16 protein-coding genes and 1 riboswitch are annotated in these 18,084 nt (G+C 37.3%); of the genes, 15 read left to right on the top strand and 1 reads right to left on the bottom strand.

Translation table 11 applies throughout. From position 1 onward, the window contains the following. Positions 1-11: 11 nt before the first annotated feature. Positions 12-116, top strand: a riboswitch (SAM riboswitch). A gap of 369 nt (positions 117-485) precedes the next feature. Both JUJ52_RS20330 and JUJ52_RS23620 read left to right on the top strand, forming a co-directional pair. Continuing rightward, positions 486-1,598: a 5-methyltetrahydropteroyltriglutamate--homocysteine S-methyltransferase gene (locus JUJ52_RS20330; RefSeq protein WP_205388888.1), complete on the top strand. Its 1,113-nt coding sequence runs from the start codon at positions 486-488 to the stop codon at positions 1,596-1,598. 338 nt (positions 1,599-1,936) lie between these two features. After that, the gene (locus JUJ52_RS23620; protein WP_308036058.1) at positions 1,937-2,503 is read left to right on the top strand and encodes a helix-turn-helix domain-containing protein; all 567 of its coding nucleotides are present in this window, start codon (positions 1,937-1,939) and stop codon (positions 2,501-2,503) included. A gap of 164 nt (positions 2,504-2,667) precedes the next feature. Here the strand turns inward: JUJ52_RS23620 and JUJ52_RS20320 are convergent, their stop codons facing one another. Next, positions 2,668-3,216, bottom strand: a complete 549-nt coding sequence (locus tag JUJ52_RS20320; RefSeq protein WP_026679811.1) for a helix-turn-helix domain-containing protein — start codon at positions 3,214-3,216, stop codon at positions 2,668-2,670. A 417-nt stretch (positions 3,217-3,633) separates the two neighbouring features. Between JUJ52_RS20320 and pruA the strand changes: the two genes are divergently transcribed. The 13 genes from pruA to JUJ52_RS20255 all read left to right on the top strand — a co-directional run bounded on the left by pruA (position 3,634) and on the right by JUJ52_RS20255 (position 18,021). After that, positions 3,634-5,181, top strand: coding sequence for an L-glutamate gamma-semialdehyde dehydrogenase (gene pruA, locus JUJ52_RS20315; RefSeq protein WP_026679812.1), 1,548 nt, complete (start codon positions 3,634-3,636; stop codon positions 5,179-5,181). Between the two features lie 155 nt (positions 5,182-5,336). Next, positions 5,337-6,254, top strand: a complete 918-nt coding sequence (locus JUJ52_RS20310) for a proline dehydrogenase family protein (RefSeq protein ID WP_205388887.1) — start codon at positions 5,337-5,339, stop codon at positions 6,252-6,254. A 409-nt stretch (positions 6,255-6,663) separates the two neighbouring features. Next, entirely contained in the window at positions 6,664-7,407 is a 744-nt protein-coding gene (locus JUJ52_RS20305; RefSeq protein WP_121603748.1) for an SDR family NAD(P)-dependent oxidoreductase, read from the top strand. A gap of 956 nt (positions 7,408-8,363) precedes the next feature. Beyond that, positions 8,364-8,942: a TetR/AcrR family transcriptional regulator gene (locus JUJ52_RS20300; protein ID WP_026681997.1), complete on the top strand. Its 579-nt coding sequence runs from the start codon at positions 8,364-8,366 to the stop codon at positions 8,940-8,942. A 96-nt stretch (positions 8,943-9,038) separates the two neighbouring features. Then, a complete protein-coding gene (locus tag JUJ52_RS20295) occupies positions 9,039-10,082 on the top strand; it encodes a lactonase family protein (protein WP_121603746.1) in 1,044 nt (347 codons plus the stop codon). A gap of 565 nt (positions 10,083-10,647) precedes the next feature. Beyond that, positions 10,648-10,827: a hypothetical protein gene (locus JUJ52_RS20290; protein WP_166530246.1), complete on the top strand. Its 180-nt coding sequence runs from the start codon at positions 10,648-10,650 to the stop codon at positions 10,825-10,827. 281 nt (positions 10,828-11,108) lie between these two features. Continuing rightward, complete coding sequence (locus JUJ52_RS20285; RefSeq protein ID WP_034679319.1) at positions 11,109-13,202, top strand: BglG family transcription antiterminator; 2,094 nt, start codon at positions 11,109-11,111, stop codon at positions 13,200-13,202. A 32-nt stretch (positions 13,203-13,234) separates the two neighbouring features. Further along, positions 13,235-13,675 (top strand): PTS sugar transporter subunit IIA, encoded by a 441-nt coding sequence (locus tag JUJ52_RS20280; protein WP_026682000.1) that lies wholly within the window; start codon positions 13,235-13,237, stop codon positions 13,673-13,675. A gap of 5 nt (positions 13,676-13,680) precedes the next feature. Then, entirely contained in the window at positions 13,681-13,953 is a 273-nt protein-coding gene (locus JUJ52_RS20275) for a PTS sugar transporter subunit IIB (RefSeq protein ID WP_026682001.1), read from the top strand. Positions 13,954-13,993: 40 nt separating this feature from the next. Then, positions 13,994-15,289: a PTS ascorbate transporter subunit IIC gene (locus JUJ52_RS20270; RefSeq protein ID WP_026682002.1), complete on the top strand. Its 1,296-nt coding sequence runs from the start codon at positions 13,994-13,996 to the stop codon at positions 15,287-15,289. Between the two features lie 199 nt (positions 15,290-15,488). Beyond that, positions 15,489-16,481 (top strand): phosphotriesterase family protein, encoded by a 993-nt coding sequence (locus JUJ52_RS20265; protein WP_121603744.1) that lies wholly within the window; start codon positions 15,489-15,491, stop codon positions 16,479-16,481. Between the two features lie 19 nt (positions 16,482-16,500). Then, positions 16,501-17,226, top strand: a complete 726-nt coding sequence (locus JUJ52_RS20260; protein WP_026682004.1) for a creatininase family protein — start codon at positions 16,501-16,503, stop codon at positions 17,224-17,226. Between the two features lie 66 nt (positions 17,227-17,292). Further along, on the top strand, positions 17,293-18,021 hold the full coding sequence (locus tag JUJ52_RS20255; RefSeq protein WP_026682005.1) for an SIS domain-containing protein: 729 nt from the start codon (positions 17,293-17,295) through the stop codon (positions 18,019-18,021). Positions 18,022-18,084 lie beyond the last annotated feature (63 nt).

The following is an 18,084-nucleotide window of genomic DNA, read 5'->3' as shown; positions in this document are numbered from 1 at the left end:
ATTACATAATATTCTTATCTAGAGAGGTCGAGGGACTAGCCTGAAGACACCTCAGCAACCTGTTTTATAAATAAGGTGCTACTTCTAGCAAGTTTTATAAACTTGAAAGATGAGAAGGTGACGATGTATGTATACAAAAGAACCCTTCTTAGCAGAAGGGTTCTTTTTAACGAGGCTGAGGCAAAACACACTTATTTACTCAAAATACGAATAATCATGTTATCAATAGGAGTATCATTCCAGCATCGTGAAATATACTCGCTTTCCGCGGGAACGGTCTCAGCTAACTTGGTAAGGAAAACGCTTTTTCTAGTGGATCTTCGGACTCGTGGTGTTACGGCCGGAGTCTCGCTTATTTCAGGTGCTAAATGAATGATTCTGATCAATACGAACGATAATTAATTTTCAACCAATCATTGTTCGTTTTTAATTGTTTCTTCATTCTTTTGTCTCAGCCTTTTTATAACTATAAAGGAGTGGATACATTGACAACAGCAGTAGAACGAATAGCACCTTTCAAAGGAGATCATGTAGGTAGCTTTCTAAGAACAGATCGTATCAAGCACGCGAGATCTCAATATGCTAAAGGAGAAATTAGTGAAAAACAACGAAGAGCAATTGAAGATGCAGAAATTATTAAGCTAGTAGAGAAACAAAAGGCAGCTGGGCTAATGGCTATAACCGATGGAGAACTTCGGCGTTCTTGGTGGCATTTCGACTTTTTAGAGAATTTAAATGGTGTTGAGGGATTTGAGCCAAATAATGGCTTGAAATTTGCTGGAATTGAGACAAAAAAGCATTCCATTCATGTTACTGGAAAGGTGGAGTTTAATAAAGAGCATCCATTTCTCGCAGATTATAAGTTTCTGAATGAAGTGGTAGGGAACCGTCATGTTGCCAAACAGACGATCCCAAGTCCGAACATGTTACTCGTTCGTGCTGGATTTGATACAGATATTTATCAAACAATCGAAGACCTTGTTCCAGATGTGATTATGGCTTATCAACAAGCAATTCAGGCATTTTATGATGCAGGTTGTCGTTACCTTCAGTTAGATGACACATCATGGGCATCCTTTCTATCAGAAGAAGGGATTTCCTCACTGCAAGCAAAGGGCATGAATCCAGAAAAACTAAGGGATATTTGCAAACGTGTGATTAATGAATCGATTGCTGAAAGGCCTAAAGATTTACTTATCACCATGCATATTTGTCGAGGCAATTATCGTTCCCATTATTTCAGTACAGGTTCTTATGATGCTGTTTCTGAAACCATTTTCGCTGGGTTGAATGTGGACGGGCTTTTCCTTGAATTTGATGACGAGCGATCTGGAGGTTTCGAGCCTTTATCCTATGTGAACAGAGATGATCTTTGTGTAGTCTTAGGATTAGTTACTTCTAAGTTCCCAGAGCTGGAAGATAAAGATGTTATTAAGAAACGTATTGCTGAAGCTGCTAACTACCTTCCGTATGAACAGCTCTGTCTTAGTCCGCAATGCGGTTTCGCTTCTACAGAAGAAGGTAATCTGATAACAGAAGAAGAGCAATGGAATAAGGTTAGACATGTAGTAGATATCGCTAAGGATGTGTGGAAGTAAGAAAGCATATTAGTAGCCGCTTATATTAAACCATTTTGAATGAATGAAGATAAAGTAACTCCGAATTACCTTTCGAGCATATCAGTATATTCGGAATGTAGTTGGGTGCTTTATCATTCATTTTTTTAAATGGTGATGTTACCTAACGAAAGGAAGGGTGCTTTGACCCGTTAATATTAGCAAAGTAAACAGAACTAGCTAAAAAAACAGCACAATCTGCTTGTATGTGATTAAATCTATAGGCAGTGATTATCTGTATGTTCGGATTGACGATAGTTTCGTTCTATTCTATCATTAAAGAAGTTTATAGAACGTGTGACCACTAGCGGAAGGAGAGAATTGCAATAAATCTTAATAATATAGGTAAGAAAATTAAGCAAATGCGCTTGCGTATGAAAAAAACACAACAGCAGGTAGCGGAAGCATGTGGAATCTCCAAAAGCCTTTTATCTAAAATTGAAAATGGACAGACAGCTTCAGCAATTGCCACTTTATCCAAAATTAGTGAAGAATTAGAAGTACCACTAACCTGGATTTTGGATGATCATGATGATCGAGATCTTGTTTTACTCCCTCATACAGAACGGCAATTTAAAGTAGGTGATGAGAATATGGGTTACTCCTATGAATTGCTGGCAAATCGTTCGCGGTTTACAGGAATTGAACCTACTATTGTTCATGTAACTCCCCGGGATATGAATGTCCGCGAAGAGACCTATACGCACTCCCAAGATGAGTTTATTTATATTTTAGAGGGAGCTATCCATTTACTTTATGAAGATGAGAAGCATTACATGGAAAAAGGAGATAGTGCTTTTTTTAAAGGAAATAAGTCACATTTATTTATTCCCGTTAATAATGAACCAGCGAGGGTACTAACAGTGTTTATCGATAATCATTTGTAATCAGACAAGGAGCTGTCCCAAAAGACAGCCTCCTCTTGAGCAACTGATTTGGCTGACCGACTCCTGTGGATGAATCCAATTATTTTAGGCTTTACACGGCAGCCACCCCAACAGGAGTATTCAAAGGTCTAGATTGCTGTATCAACATGTACTTTATGGAATATCTATTCTCTGGAAGAAATACATAGGAACTTTATTGGTTTGTCCGTATAATTATACCAATTATGTGGTGTTGAAGAATCTAAGAATATACAATCATATGGTTGTAAAATGGCTTCCTCATAATCAACTTCAATGGTAAGCGTGCCTTCTAACACATATAGAAACTCCTGTCCTTTGTGTGAAAAATTATTGCCTCGATTATCTCCTGGGTTAAGAATGATAAGATTCGGAACAAAAAGTGGGTTCTCCATTCCTCCGGTTAAATCCTTATAAATAAATCGATTTTCAGTTAAGTTTGCCATATCAACAATATTTCTTGTGATTGCTGATCGTGAGTTATCCATAGATGATGAGAAGAAATAACTTGGATTCACTCCAAGTGCTTCAGAAATTCGTTTTAAAGATAGAAGGGTAGCAGAAGTTTTGGAATGCTCCAATTGTGATAAAAAACTAATGGAAAGTCCGGTTTTTTCAGAAACTTGTTTTAGTGTTAACTTTTTTTGTTTTCGTAGGTTCTTCACTTTACTTCCAAGGTTTTGTGTGTGGTTCATGGTTTATTTCTCCCCTTATCCCAATTGATAACTTGTAGATATAAAAGATCAGCTTAGACTTTGTGAATATTTTGATAGTCCTTTTTGCCTAGTTTTATAGAATTGTATGAGAAAACAGTTGACGAAAAAGCAAAAAATATCTTATAATTTATTTAAACATAATTTAAGTAATACTTAAATAGTTTCGCTTTAAATTATTAGAAAATTTTCTTAGTTCAAATTTCACAACAGCTTTAGCTTTTAGAGTTTCTTCTGAGCATTAATGAACAACACGTAACAGGCTAGCCATCTTATTGATTACAGTAATAGTTAAATTAATGAGCAATGTATACGCTTAAGGGTTGATTATTTTCATTGATGTTGAAAACGTTTTCAATAATTGGAAACTAGTAAACTATATTTAGGAGGTTTTTATACATGGTCGTACCTTATACACATGAACCCTTTACAGATTTTACGGTGGAAGAGAATAGACAGCAAATGCTAGCTGCATTGAAAAAGGTAGAGAAGGATTTAGGTAAGGAATACCCATTAATTATTGGTGGTGAACGTATTACAACAGAGGAAAAAATCGTTTCTGTTAATCCTGCCGATAAAGAGGAAGTAATTGGCTATGTTTCTAAAGCAAATAAAGAATTAGCTGAGAAAGCAATGCAAGTTGCAGATAAAACGTTTGAAACTTGGAGAAAATCGGATCCGAAATTCCGTGCAGATATCTTATTTAGATCTGCTGCGATCATTCGTCGCAGAAAGCATGAGTTCACTGCCCATTTAATCAAAGAAGGCGGTAAACCATGGAAGGAAGCAGATGCAGATACAGCAGAAGCTATTGATTTCCTAGAATATTACGGACGTCAAATGCTTGAATTAAAAGATGGAGTTAAAGTGAATAGCCGTCCAATTGAATATAACCAATATCATTACATTCCATTAGGCGTAGGTGTGGTTATTTCTCCTTGGAACTTCTTGTTTGCGATTATGGCAGGTACTACTGTAGCAGCAATGGTAACTGGAAATACCGTTTTATTGAAACCAGCAAGTGCGACTCCAGTTATCGCTTATAAACTGATGGAAGTATTGGAAGAAGCAGGAATGCCAGCAGGAGTTATTAACTACATTCCTGGTCCTGGGAAAGAAGTAGGCGATTATTTAGTTGATCACCCACGTACGCGTTTCATAAGTTTTACTGGTTCTCGTGATGTAGGTACCCGTATTTTTGAACGTGCGGCAAAAGTACAAGAAGGTCAGAAATGGTTGAAACGAACAATTATTGAAATGGGTGGAAAAGATACTATTGTTGTTGATAATGAAGCAGATTTAGAATTAGCAGCTGAATCAATTGTACAATCCGCTTTTGGATTTTCTGGACAGAAATGTTCAGCATGTTCTCGCGCTGTCATTCATGAAGATGTCTATGATGAAGTGAAAAATAGAGTTGTAGAACTTACCAGCGAGTTATCGGCAGGAAATCCTTATGATAATTCCCATTTCATGGGTCCGGTCATTGATCAAGGAGCTTATGATAAAATTATGGATTATATCGAGGTTGGGAAGAAAGAAGGAGACTTATTAGTCGGTGGTACAGGTGACGACAGCAAAGGCTGGTTTGTAAATCCAACGGTGTTTGGAGATGTTGATCCAGAGGCTCGTATCATGCAAGAAGAAATATTTGGACCTGTGGTTGCATTAACGAAGGCGAAAAGTTTTGATGAGGCCATTGATATAGCCAACAATACCGAGTATGGCTTAACTGGTGCAGTAATTACAAATAATCGTACGCATCAAGAACAAGCACGTCAGGATTTTCATGTAGGTAACCTGTACTTCAATCGCGGTTGTACAGCAGCCATTGTAGGCTATCAGCCATTTGGTGGATTTAACATGTCTGGAACAGATTCAAAAGCAGGTGGACCAGATTATCTTATCCATCATATGCAAGGTAAAACAAGTTCTGAAATGCTGTAAATAATACATTAACTATCTCTCCTGCAATGCTTTACAAATAATGAAGTGGAAATGCATGTTCAAAAAGAAAGGTAAAAAGGAAGAGCAAATTCCTTTTTACCTGATCTTTTGAACATATTTTTTAGAAAATTAGTGAAGTTTGGGGGAGGATCAACGTGGAACAAATCATGCGTAATTTCTTTTTATTTTTATCAAATAATAAACCACTAACGAAAGCAGCAAAGAAATACGGTTTTCGGTTTGGAGCATCACGATTTGTCGCAGGAGTAGATATTAATGGTGCAGCTGAGAAGATTAAAGAATTAAACGATAAGGGGTTTGAAGTAACTGTCGATCACTTGGGAGAATTCATTGACAATGAAGAAGAAGCGAGGCAATCTACTGAGGAATGCATTCATGCAATTAAGGTCATTGCGGAAAAAGATCTGAATGCACAATTGTCGTTGAAATTAACCTCACTTGGTATGGATATTTCTTATGAGCTTGTCATGGGAAATATGCGTAGAATACTACAGACAGGGAAAGAGTATGGAGTCATTGTTACAATTGATATGGAAGATTATGAACGAACGGAACAAACGTTAACCATTTTTAAATCATTGAGGCAGGAATTTGATAATCTTGGAACGGTACTACAAGCTTATCTTTATCGTGTAGAAGAGGATTTAGATGCACTAAATGAGTTTAACCCATATTTGCGGCTTGTAAAAGGTGCTTATAAAGAATCCGAAAAGGTTGCCTTTCCAAATAAACAGGATGTCGATGAGAATTATAAAAAGATCATTAAGAAGAATCTGTTAAATGGTAACTACACAGCTGTAGCTACACATGATGATGATATTATTGCATATACAAAAGAACTGGAAAAAACACATGCTATTCCCAGAGATCAATTTGAGTTTCAAATGTTGTATGGTATCCGAATTGAACTTCAAGAACGATTGATTGAAGCGGGGTATAAGGTGCGCGTTTATATGCCTTATGGTGACGATTGGTTTGGATATAATATGCGCCGCTTAGCAGAACGACCTGCCAACGTTGCCTTTGTGTTGAAAGGAATCTTTAAAAAATAAAGTTAAGGTTAGTCCTTCTGATGTATAACGAAAGTGGTCCGCTACTAGCAACAATCTTTATATTATAATTCTATGTAGGCCAAAACGAATCAACGCTTTACTAGTAGTCGACAATGCGACTACTCGAACTATTGAAACGGAGGGCTTACTATCAGCTATATGAAAAAATTTTTATTACGTGCAAGCTGCTAATTTGGATTGATGGATGATAAGCTACCTTCTCAAATTGCGCTTGCACTTTTCTATTACTGTTTATTCCGTATATAATTCACCCTCAAAATGATACCGCCATCATTAGGTTATCCAGTTCACATAATTGCTTATCTATAAAAAAAGGGGTATGCTAGTATTATAAAAGTAAGTGAATACTTACTTACTTTTTAGTGAATAAGATAAAGGGGTGTCTTTGATGGCAGATAGAGTAGTAGTTATAACAGGTGCCGCAAGTGGAATTGGACGTGCAACTGCGTTAAAATTTGCGCAAGAAGGGGATAAGGTAGTAGTTGCTGATTTGAATGGAAGTGGTCAAGATATAGCTAAGCAAATTACTAAAGATGGCGGTAAAGCTACATTCATAAAAACAGATGTTTCCAAACAAGAGGACGTACAAAACCTAGTGGATAAAGCAGTGGAGTTATATGGATCCATAGATGTAATGTTTAATAATGCTGGAATTGGCGATATGGGATCAATCCTTGAGCCGAATATAGATTCTTATCATAAAACAATAGGTGTGAATCAACACGGTGTGGCATATGGAATCTTCGCAGCAGGTCGTAAAATGAAGGAATTGAATGTAAATGGTGTTATTATTAACACTGCTTCCGTATTCGGTTATATGGCAAATAAAGGTACATTTGCTTATCAAGCAAGTAAGGGTGCAGTACGAATGATGACACAAACTGCAGCACTAGAGCTCGCACCATTTGCTATTCGCGTAGTTGGTGTTGCTCCAGGTGGGGTTGATACGCCAATTATTCAAGGTTATAAAGATAAAGGGATGTTGGAACATTTGAAGAAACAGCAAATGCGCGAGCAGTTGATTCAACCAGAGGCCATTGCTAATGCTGTCTATTTACTATCACTAAAAGAAGCAGATGTTATTAATGGAAGTATTGTTATGCTTGATGATGGTTATGCATCATTCAAATAAGTTATAATAGTAAGGCTGGTGATTCCTCCAGCCTTACTTTTTTGTCTAGGAATTATAAAATTTGTCCATGTGGATATGGCCGTGTTGGGTCGCGCCTAGCTCCAGAGCCCAGAAACTAAGCGACTTCACGAATCTTTCTGCGATAAGTCATCATTGGCTAGAAAGCACATCATAATTTCTTTATCTCCATTGACTCGCTCCAGTCGCTATGTTTCTAATCGGGTGCTTACGCTTTTGCTCTTCACGTTAGGAAGATATAAAACTTTAGCTTAGTCGACTAAGCAACGTAGCGAACATTTTTAAGTACAATGTATATGTAGAAACTAAGGTTTTCGCAATTACTTGGCGAAAAGCCAAGTTTTTCTTATAAGTTAAGAAAGTATAAAATCAGTGCAATGACTGCGTTAAGCCAAGTAGTTATTTTGAAATGTTTGATGTATATTGGCAATGCTCCGACTAATTACTTCGCTTTCCGCGGGCACGGCCTTAACTAACTTTGCAAAGAAGAACACGTTGCAAAGTGGATTTTCGGCTCGCGCAATTCCCGCAGGAGTCTACGTAATTAGTCTCCGCTATGAGAAGGTGCAACAATTCTTGTCATAAGAAATAGGTTGACTTTTTTTACAATGGGTAAAGTGAAAATCGCTATCCGTGAGTATAAAAGCAGCTGTGTTACTTCATGCTAGCGTTGTAGAGCCTGATAATAGCGAAGGCCGGCCACTTCAACTCCTGTGGGAAATGTTTGACCTGAAGATCCACTTTTTTTGAGCGGATTTTGCTAAAAAAAGTTAGCTGAAGGACGAACCCCACGGAAAGGGAAGTGGGCAGCCGGAGTGGTGTTCAAGCAGTAGCTATTATTCCATAATAGCCACTAGAGGAAGCGTAAATCTGAGCATTTAGTGATAAGGAATGAGCGAATTTTGCTCAGTTTTTCTTAGAAAGGGGGCTCTAGTCTCTTGAGAAAAGGTCAAAAAACAAGACAAATGATCGTTGAGCAATCTAGAAAGCTCTTTGCTGAAAAAGGTTACGATATGACAAAAACGATGCATATTGCTGATCAATGTGGCGTATCGGAAGCGACGATCTATAAGTACTTTAATAGTAAGCTCGATCTTTTAATGGAAACAATTTCGCATGAAAAATTAGAAATACCAGAAAGTAGTAGTTTACATCATAAACGGACAGAGGAGCTTTTGGAATTATATGTACGACAATTAACTCGTGCTGTCTTAACGAATTTTGAACAGTACGCTATCTTGTTCCGTGAAACGCCCTTGCATGAGGAAATATCGAAAAAATACGTGCAATATACATATGAACAAAATGAAGTTAGTAAGGAATTACAAGTACGAATTAACAATGGAGATTTAAGTGGTGTTTGCGATTTTGAATTGCTAAATGTCGGAATCATATCTTCTATTATTGCAATGAGTACACATCATCGGATTCACAAAGGAAAGCAAACATCTTTGTTTGATGAACAAAAGATTGAACAATTCGTAGATTTTATATTGCATGGAGCATTAAGAAGCTAGGGACCTTTCAAGAATTTATCCATGGATGTAGGTTTACATTTAGTAGATTTAAACGTAGAATCTTACTATATATTCACTGAGAAAAGGAAGGGTAGAATGACAAAGTATATTGGATTTGCAGGAACCTATACAAGAGAACAAAGTAAGGGAATCTATTGTTTTGAGCTCGACAGCGAAGCTAAAAAATTACAGGCTGTTCAAGCAGTAGCTTCTGTTGGAAGTCCTACCTATCTAACAATAAGCGAGGATGATCGCTACCTATTTTCAGTTGGACAAGACGGAGAATTAGGTGGAATGCGTGCTTATGCGATAAACGCAGAAACACATACATTAAATCAAATTAATGAACAGTTGCTGGAAGGAAGAGCGCCATGCCATGTAAGTATTCGTGATGGAAAATTGGTGACTGGAAATTATCATAAAGGTGAAGTTGGTCTATATTCGGTTAATAAGGATGGTTCCCTTGAGCTAGGGCAATTTGTAAAACATGAAGGTAATGGTCCCCATGAACGACAAGAAAAATCCCATGTTCATTTTGCTGGCTTTACACCAGATGGAAACTATGTAGTAGTATGTGACCTAGGAACAGATGAACTTGTTACCTATCGTATAGAAGCAGGTGAATTGATACGGCATGATACACTTTCTATAAAACCAGGAAGTGGTCCCCGGCATATCGTTTTTCACCCAAACGAAAAGACTGCTTATTTACTAACAGAGCTAAGCTCAGAAGTCATTGTATTAGCTTATCATGCAGATGATGGAAGCTTTACTGAAAAACAAACAATCAAAGCAAAGCCAGAAGGTTTTACGGATACGAATGATGCAAGTGCAATTTCTATTTCATCGGACGGTAAATTTCTTTATACAGGAAATCGCGGGCATAATAGTATTGCTGTCTTTCAAGTAGAAGGAGAAACAGATTTTCTAACGCTGATTGAATTCACAGCTACTGGAGGCGATTGGCCACGTGACTTTGTTTTGGATCCAACAGAATCCTTTATTGTTGCTTCGAATCAGCATAGTGGCAATTTGGTCTTGTTTGAGCGAAACAAAGTGACGGGTAAGTTAACAAAATTGAATAGCGAAGTTGACGTTCCCGAAGTTGTTTGTGTGAAATTTTTAAATGAACAAAAGTAAAAAATAATTAATGTGTATAGAGCTCATTACTAATTTAGTATTAGTGGTGAGTTTTTTATTGCCTAGAAATTATAAAATACGCTCTTGTGGATTAATATGAGCGCGTGGAGCCGCGTCCAGCTCCAGCGCCTAGAAACGAGGTAACGAAACGAATCACCCTTCGATAAGTCATCATCGGCTCGCAAGCTCACCGTGACTCCTTTATCTCCGTTGTCTCGCTCCAGTCGCTATGTTTCTATTCGGGCGCTTGTGCTTTTGTTCAAAGTTAAGAAAGTATAAAATCAGTGCAATGACTGCGTTAAGCCAAGTAGTTATTTTGAAATGTTTGATGTATATTGGCAATGCTCCGACGAATTACTTCGCTTTCCGTGGGCACGGCCTCAACTAACTTTGCAAAGAAGAACACGTTGCAAAGTGGATTTTCGGCTCGCGCTAATCCCGCAGGAGTCTACGTAATTAGTCTCCGCTATGAGAAGGTGCAACAATTCTTGTCATAAGTAATAGGTTGACCTTTTTTTACAATGGGTAAAGTGAAAATCGTTATCCGTGAGTATAAAAAGCAGCTGTGTTACTTCATGCTAGCGTTGTAGAGCCTGATAATAGCGAAGGCCGGCCACTTCAACTCCTGTGGGAAATGTTTGACCTGAAGTTCCACTTTTTTGAGCGGGTTTTGCTAAAAAAGTTAGCTGAAGGACAAACCCCACGGAAAGGGAAGTGGGTAGCCGGAGTGGTGGTCCAGCAGTAGCTATTATTCCATAATAGCTACTAGAGGAAGCGCAAACCTGAGCATTTAGTGATAAGGACTGAGCGAATTTTGCTCAGTTTTTCTAATTGATTAGGAAAATATAAGTATGTACCTTATAAAAAAGTTGTTTTTGGCGTTTTGTCCCCCTCGACAAATTTATGGATCAAAATCCAATTTTGCATATTTGGCTGTGATTGATTTGGTCTTATTCAGACAATACGAGTTGATTATAATAAGAATAAGACATACTACTTTTTCGATTGAATGTAGGAGGAAATCATATGAATCAACGTAGTATGGCAGTTTTAAAACAATTGATTCAACAGGATGCTTATATCTCGGTATCTAAGCTTTCGACCATTTTTAATGTATCAAGAAGGTCTATTTACAATGATTTAGAAAAGGTTAATGATTGGTTAAAGGAACATGGGTTTGATGCAATTAAACAAGTTAGATCTGAGGGGATATACCTTGATGATCAAACGAAACAGGAAATAATAAAGAAGTACACGTTGATGGAGGATTCCTATTATGAATATTCTGCAGGTGAACGAAGGGCATGGATATATATTCATATAACTAGTAGTAGCCAAGCGTATTTTATCGAAGATTTAAAAGAGCTTCTACAAGTAAGCCGGAATACCATTCTTGAAGACATCAAGAAATTAAAGCGGGAAATAGGTGAATATGCATTACAACTAAGTTCAGAACGAGGAGAAGGCTATTATATTACTGGAAATGAAAGCGATGTCAGAGATTTGCTGATTCACTATCTTTCCATCGTAACCCCAAATGACGGCTGGTATAGTCTGATGGATGAAATACCACCGTTACAAACATTCTCTATTTTTCGTATGGAGTGGCTGCAAATTCTCCACAAGTATCTAATCGAGTATGAACAGCAATTTAAGATTGAGATCATCGATGATGTTTTAAACAACTTAGTAATATGGTTTCATTTCTTTATGAAGAGAATGGAAAAAGGAGCAGTCATTGAGAATGACCCTATTGAGAAACAAATCATCGCAGCAACAGAGGAATATGTAGGGGCTAAATTATTATGCGAGCAACTATTTAAACGATTGTCAAACCCACAAGCTTTACATGAAGAAGTTTATTATATCACTAAATATTTGCTCAGTGCCAAAGTGAAATATAATTTAGGCCCAGATTTAGCAAATAAAGAAATGCAGTCATTGCTTGACGTGGTAGAGAACATGGTTGCTGATTTTCAATTATATGCAGCGGTTGAGTTTGATGAACCAGATATTATCATTCAGAATCTTTTGCTTCATCTAAAGCCTGCTTATTACCGAATTAAATACGGAATTAAAGTAGAAAATACGCTAGTTGCATCCGTCAAACAGAATTATCCAGAGGTATTCCATATTACAAAAAAGGTAATGCGTCATTTTGAAAATCTCATGAATCAAAAAGTTGATGAGAATGAAATAGCATTTATTGCGATTCACTTTGGCGGTTGGCTTCGTAAAGAGGGAGTAATTCTTGAGCAATCACCTAAGAAATTACTCATTGTTTGTACCAATGGTTTAGGGACTTCAAGACTCCTAGAAAGTCAGCTTGAGGGGTTGTTTTCCAATATTGAGATTCAAGGTGTAACCTCATTAAGAGAATATCAACAAATGGAATTAACGATAGATTTCATCGTGTCTACCATAGCGCTTCCACAACGTGGAGTTCCTGTTTTTGTGGTTAATCCTGTCCTAAATGATGATGATAAAGAACAGTTATTCAAGAAAGTGAATAGTTTGTTTGACAATGGGAATAAGCAGCAAAGATATTCTGCTGAAACTATATTAGATATAGTAAGGCGTTATTCCTCTATTCACAATGAGGATGCGCTTCGTCAGGAATTAAGAAGATATCTCTATGCTCCAGTACACCTTGATAATGAGGGAGGGAAGCAGAGTTTACATGAACTATTACCACCACAACGAATTAAGGTAATGGAACGTGTAGATACATGGGAACAGGCGGTTAGAATAGCTGCAAAACCATTATTATATGAAAAATATATTGAGAATCATTATATTGAAAAAATGATTGAGAATATAAAAAATAGTGGGCCATACGTGGTAATATCCGAACATTTTGCCTTACCTCATGCCGGCCCCTTCGATGGTGTTAACAAAACTGGTTTTAGTATGCTTGGCTTACGTGAGCCTGTCAATATTCTAGGAAAGGAAGTTCGTATCCTTGTCATATTAGCATCAAAGGATAACGAGCAGCACTTAAAAGCCTTATCACAATTGACACGGTTATTTTCCAATAAGAAAAATAAAAATCATCTTACCCAGACAATGGATAAAAGTGAAATTAGTCATTTTATCCGCGTTTACTCAAAAGAAAATTAACTATTATTTGAAAAGTTAGGTGTGTAAAGCATATGAAATTTTTAGAAGAAAATATGGTGCAGTTTGATGTAGAAGTAGCAAATGCTGAAGAGGCAATAGAAGCTGCTGGTAACCTTCTATTACAGCAAAAATTAATTGAATCGTCCTATATTCAGGCAATGAAACAAGCTTATCAAACGAATGGTCCATATTTTGTACTAGCACCACAAATAGCTATACCTCATGCAAGGCCCGAGGATGGGGTAAATGAAGCCTCGGTTTCTCTCGTCCAACTTAAAAAACCGATTCCATTTGGACATGCAACAAACGATCCTGTTCGTCTGGTATTTGGATTAGGAGCGGCTTCTAGCGATGAGCACTTGGTTTTATTAAGGAAATTAACTGGACTATTAAATAATGCTGACAATATTAATCAATTAATTCATGCAAGAGGAATTGCTGATATAAACAAAATAATCGAAATGGGGAGATAAGAATGATGAAAGTATTAACTGTATGTGGTTTAGGTCAAGGAACAAGCTTAATTTTAAAAATGAATGTAGAGCAGGCGCTTAGAGAGAAAGGGATACGAGCAGATGTTGAGCATACCGATGTTTCAACTGCTTCCAGTATGAATGCTGATTACATTATTACAAGTAATGAGCTATCGGAAGGGCTAATAGGACATCCTGCAAAAATTATTATTGTGAACAATTATTTTGATATGGAAGAAATTAATCAAGCAATTGAGCAGAATGTTGATAGCAACTAATTACAACTACTAATGAGATATAAAAGGGGAGGAATTAAGGATGGATGTTATTGTATGGGTCGCTACGAACGTCTTCGGTGAGGCAGCGATATTATTAGGCTTTATCGTGCTTTTGGGACTAATACTGCAAAAGAAATCAGTTAGTCAAACAATTAGTGGAACATTTAAGGCTGTTATTGGATTTTTAATTATTAGTGCTGGATCTGGAGTCATTGTTAATGCTTTAACTGTTTTTGAGCCTCTGTGGAAGGAAGTATTCAACCTCTCAGCGGAGCCATTAGGCAATTTTATGGGGCAAGAAAGCTTTAATGCGAAATATGGGAGCGCTGTAACATTGGCAATGACATTAGGCTTTATTATCAATGTATTGCTAGCACGTTTTACGAAGTTAAAGTACATCTATTTAACAGGACATATGATGTTTTGGACGACAACGATATTCGCAGGTGTTGTCATTCAAGCAGCAGGTGATGTCTCCTTTGGAAAGCTGGTAATTTTCCTAGCAGTTGTCATGGGATTATACTGGACAATTCAACCAGCTCTGACCCAACCATTTATGCGGAAGATTACAGGTAACGACAATATTGCTTTGGGTCATACTTCTGCATCTGTAGCCTTACTTGGCGCATTAGCAGGTAAATTTCTTGGAAACAAAGAGAATGACTCAGAAAAAATTAAGCTTCCAAAGGGATTAGAATTTCTAAGAGATTCAAATGTTATTACGGCATTAACCATGGGATTATTATTTCTAGTTGGAGCAGTTATCATTTCTTTTAAGAATACACCAGGTGCACAAGAGCTAGTAGCTGCTGCCGGTGATCAAAACTTTATTATCTATGCAATCATCCAATCCTTCACTTTTGCAGCTGGAATCGCTGTTGTATTACTGGGGGTGCGAATGTTTATCGGAGAAATGGTCCCAGCATTTAAAGGGATTGCTACAAAAATTGTTCCTGGTGCCAAGCCTGCATTAGATAGCCCAATCGTATTTCCATATGCGCCGAATGCCGTGATTTTAGGCTTTTTAGGCTCCTTTATTGGTTCTTTACTATGGTTAGTTGTATTAGGAAATACAGTAGGCTATGTATTCGTTCCGACAATGATTGTTTTATTCTTCCATTCGGCTACAGCTGGAGTTTTTGGAAATGCAACAGGTGGAGTAAGAGGAGCATTAATTGCAGGCTTTATTACTTCTACAGTAGTTGCGTGGGGCCAATTTGTTATGGTTAAACTACTTTTGCCGGATACCGTTCCAGATACAGCAATGTGGGCAGCAGATTCGGATATGTTCATCTTAGGACCAATTATCCGTTTTCTTTCACAATTGTTATTTTAAAAATGTTTGAAGTGGATATCTCATCGGTTTCAATTGGTAAGAAGGTATTTCTGTGGGAGAAGAAACTGTATAAAGTTTACAGTGCTTTGCTCAAGAGGAGATTGTTAAAAGAAGGTCTAACTTTTGAGATATTCCTTTCACTATATAGGCGTGTAACTACACCATCTTATAATAATAAAATGATAGGAGTGTGTACTTTATGAGCTTTATTCGTACGTTTCATGGAGATATTAATCCCAAAACATTGGGAGTAACATACTCACATGAACATATTGTTTGTCGTCCGCCATATTGGGTTGAAAAACAAGCGGAAGATTTACTACTTGATGATAAAGAAAAATCGAAGCTCGATGTCTTAGATTTCAAACAACTCGGTGGTCAAGCAATTGTTGATGCTACTGCTATTGATTATGGTAGAGATGTAAAGGCAGTTAAGGAAATTTCTGATGAAACTGGAATTACAATCATTGGGACAGCTGGTTTTAATAAAAGCTTCTTATGGGAGGCACCTGTACCAGAGCATGTAAAAGCAGTAATTGGGAATTATCAAACATTTTATGAGTGGATTGATGCAACTTCCATTAATGATCTTGCTGATGTTGTTATTAAGGAAATTGAAGAAGGTCTTGAAGGAACGGGAATACGTGGAGGACAGGTGAAATTTGGTACAGGGTATAACCGGATTACCCCTTTAGAAGAAAAAACATTACGTGCTGTTGCAAGGGCGCATCATGAAACAAAGGCACCTCTCCATTCACATACAGAAGCAGGTACGATGGCGTTAGAACAAATCGAACTTCTTAAATCAGAAGGTGTGAATTTAGAATTTATTAGCTTTGGGCATATGGATCGAAATCCAGATCCTTTTTATCATGAACAGGTTGCAAAGACAGGTGCACTTCTTTCCTTTGATGGTATCTCGAAAATTAAATATGCACCAGAGAGTACTCGGATTTCCTGTATTTTGGAGTTAGTTGATAAAGGGTATGAAAGGCAAATTCTTATTAGCGGAGATACAGCTAGAAAATCATATTATAAGCATTACGATCATGGTTTGGGATTAGAAAATATTCTTGGTAAATGGGTACCACGTTTTATTGAAGAAGCAAACCAAAAAGGATTTGATGGAGAACAATTGGTTGATAGATTTTTTATAGAAAACCCTGCTAACTGTTTTTCATTTAAAAAGTAAGGCGTAGAAGGTGAATGAAGTGGAATTTCAATATCAAAATTCATACGAGATTGAAGAAAAGATAAAGACATGTAAAGTGGCGCTTTTGCCAATTGGTGCTGTGGAGGCGCATGGTCCACATTTGCCATTAGGTACGGACAATATTTTGGCAGAAAGTGTTGCTAGGAGGCTAGCAGAACAAGTAAATGGATTAGTATTACCGACATTGCCGTATGGCCAAGTTTGGAGCTTACGTAATTTTCCAGGAAGCATTACGTTAAAGAATGAATCACTTATATCGATTCTCGTTGATATAGGAGAAAGTTTATACAAGCAAGGCTTTACTACGTTTGCGATGATTAATGGTCATTTAGGTAATGGAACAGCATTGAAGGAAGCGGCTCGTGTACTTTTTGAAACCTGCCCAGAATTACGAGTATTCTATTTCTTTTATCCAGGTATGAATCAAGCAGCTGAAGACGTTCGGGAAACAAAGTCAGCTCATAACACCTATTTCCACGCATGTGAAATCGAGACTTCCTATATGCTATATTTAGCTCCGGATTTTGTAGATATGGATAAAGCTATTACGGATATCCCTGAGATTCCAGCTAATGCTGATGTTACTCCAACTCCATGGGAAACATTTACAAAATCAGCTGTATTAGGTGATGCCAAGCTTGCAACGAGTGAGAAAGGGAAATATATCATAGATATTGCTATTGAGAATATGGTGAGGCTTTTAACTGAAAAGGCTTCGAGTTAGCGATGTTTAGAAAGAGAGAGACAAGCATTTGTAAAATCTTAAAAATTTTGAGGAGGTCTGTTTGTCATGATCCAGCAATACTTTCGTGAAATTACAGAACTACTAGCTGTTGTTGAGAAAGAGGAACAGGAGGTAATGCAGCAAGTAGCTCAGCAGGTGGCAAAAACGATAGAGCATGACGGGGTGATTCACTTATTTGGTTGTGGTCATTCTCACATTTTAACAGAGGAAGTATACTATCGAGCAGGAGGATTAGTGCCTATTCATCCTATTTTACATGAACCACTTATGCTGCACGAGGGTGCTTTACGATCTTCAACGCTTGAAAGGAAAAATAATTATGCAGAAACATTTATGGACGAACAAGATATTCAAAACGGAGATATGTTAATTGTTATTTCTACATCTGGTCGAAACCCTGTTCCAGTGGATGTAGCAAGGATAGCAAACCAAAAAGGCGCTTTTGTAGTAGGGATTACATCTATTTCCTATTCTTCTAGTCAGCCATCACGACATGCGAGTGGTGAGCATTTGTATGATGCTGTAGATATTGTCATCGATAATCATGCACCTATTGGAGATGCGCTGTTATCTCATGATAAGGTAAAGGTAAATTTTTCACCAAGTTCAACCGTAATTGGCTCCGCTATTTTGAATGCAATCTTTGCTCAAGCTGTTAAAGTGATGGCTGAGAATAACTATAGTCCTCCAGTCTTTCTGAGTGGGAATATTGAAGGAGCAGATGAACATAATCAAAAGCTAGTAGATAGGTATAGTAAGAGAATTAAACTTTAAGTTAACATTATAAATACTTTCCTTTGCATGAATAGGTAATGCAAAGGAAAGTATTTTTTGTTT

The sequence above is a fragment of the Virgibacillus sp. AGTR genome, from assembly GCF_016919725.2.
Lineage (GTDB): Bacteria > Bacillota > Bacilli > Bacillales > Amphibacillaceae > Virgibacillus > Virgibacillus salarius.
Note: the sequence above shows the minus strand (reverse complement) of the source record. Positions and strands in the feature narration are given on the sequence as shown.

What these genes read in the sequence shown, in the direction of transcription:
- JUJ52_RS20305 (WP_121603748.1), top strand. Translation starts at nt 6,664, where the DNA reads ATGGCAGATAGAGTAGTAGTTATAACAGGTGCCGCAAGTGGAATTGGA.
- JUJ52_RS20295 (WP_121603746.1), top strand. Translation starts at nt 9,039, where the DNA reads ATGACAAAGTATATTGGATTTGCAGGAACCTATACAAGAGAACAAAGT.
- JUJ52_RS20285 (WP_034679319.1), top strand. Translation starts at nt 11,109, where the DNA reads ATGAATCAACGTAGTATGGCAGTTTTAAAACAATTGATTCAACAGGAT.
- JUJ52_RS20280 (WP_026682000.1), top strand. Translation starts at nt 13,235, where the DNA reads ATGAAATTTTTAGAAGAAAATATGGTGCAGTTTGATGTAGAAGTAGCA.
- JUJ52_RS20265 (WP_121603744.1), top strand. Translation starts at nt 15,489, where the DNA reads ATGAGCTTTATTCGTACGTTTCATGGAGATATTAATCCCAAAACATTG.
- pruA (WP_026679812.1), top strand. Translation starts at nt 3,634, where the DNA reads ATGGTCGTACCTTATACACATGAACCCTTTACAGATTTTACGGTGGAA.
- JUJ52_RS20255 (WP_026682005.1), top strand. Translation starts at nt 17,293, where the DNA reads ATGATCCAGCAATACTTTCGTGAAATTACAGAACTACTAGCTGTTGTT.
- JUJ52_RS20275 (WP_026682001.1), top strand. Translation starts at nt 13,681, where the DNA reads ATGAAAGTATTAACTGTATGTGGTTTAGGTCAAGGAACAAGCTTAATT.
- JUJ52_RS20320 (WP_026679811.1), bottom strand. Translation starts at nt 3,216, where the DNA reads ATGAACCACACACAAAACCTTGGAAGTAAAGTGAAGAACCTACGAAAA.
- JUJ52_RS20270 (WP_026682002.1), top strand. Translation starts at nt 13,994, where the DNA reads ATGGATGTTATTGTATGGGTCGCTACGAACGTCTTCGGTGAGGCAGCG.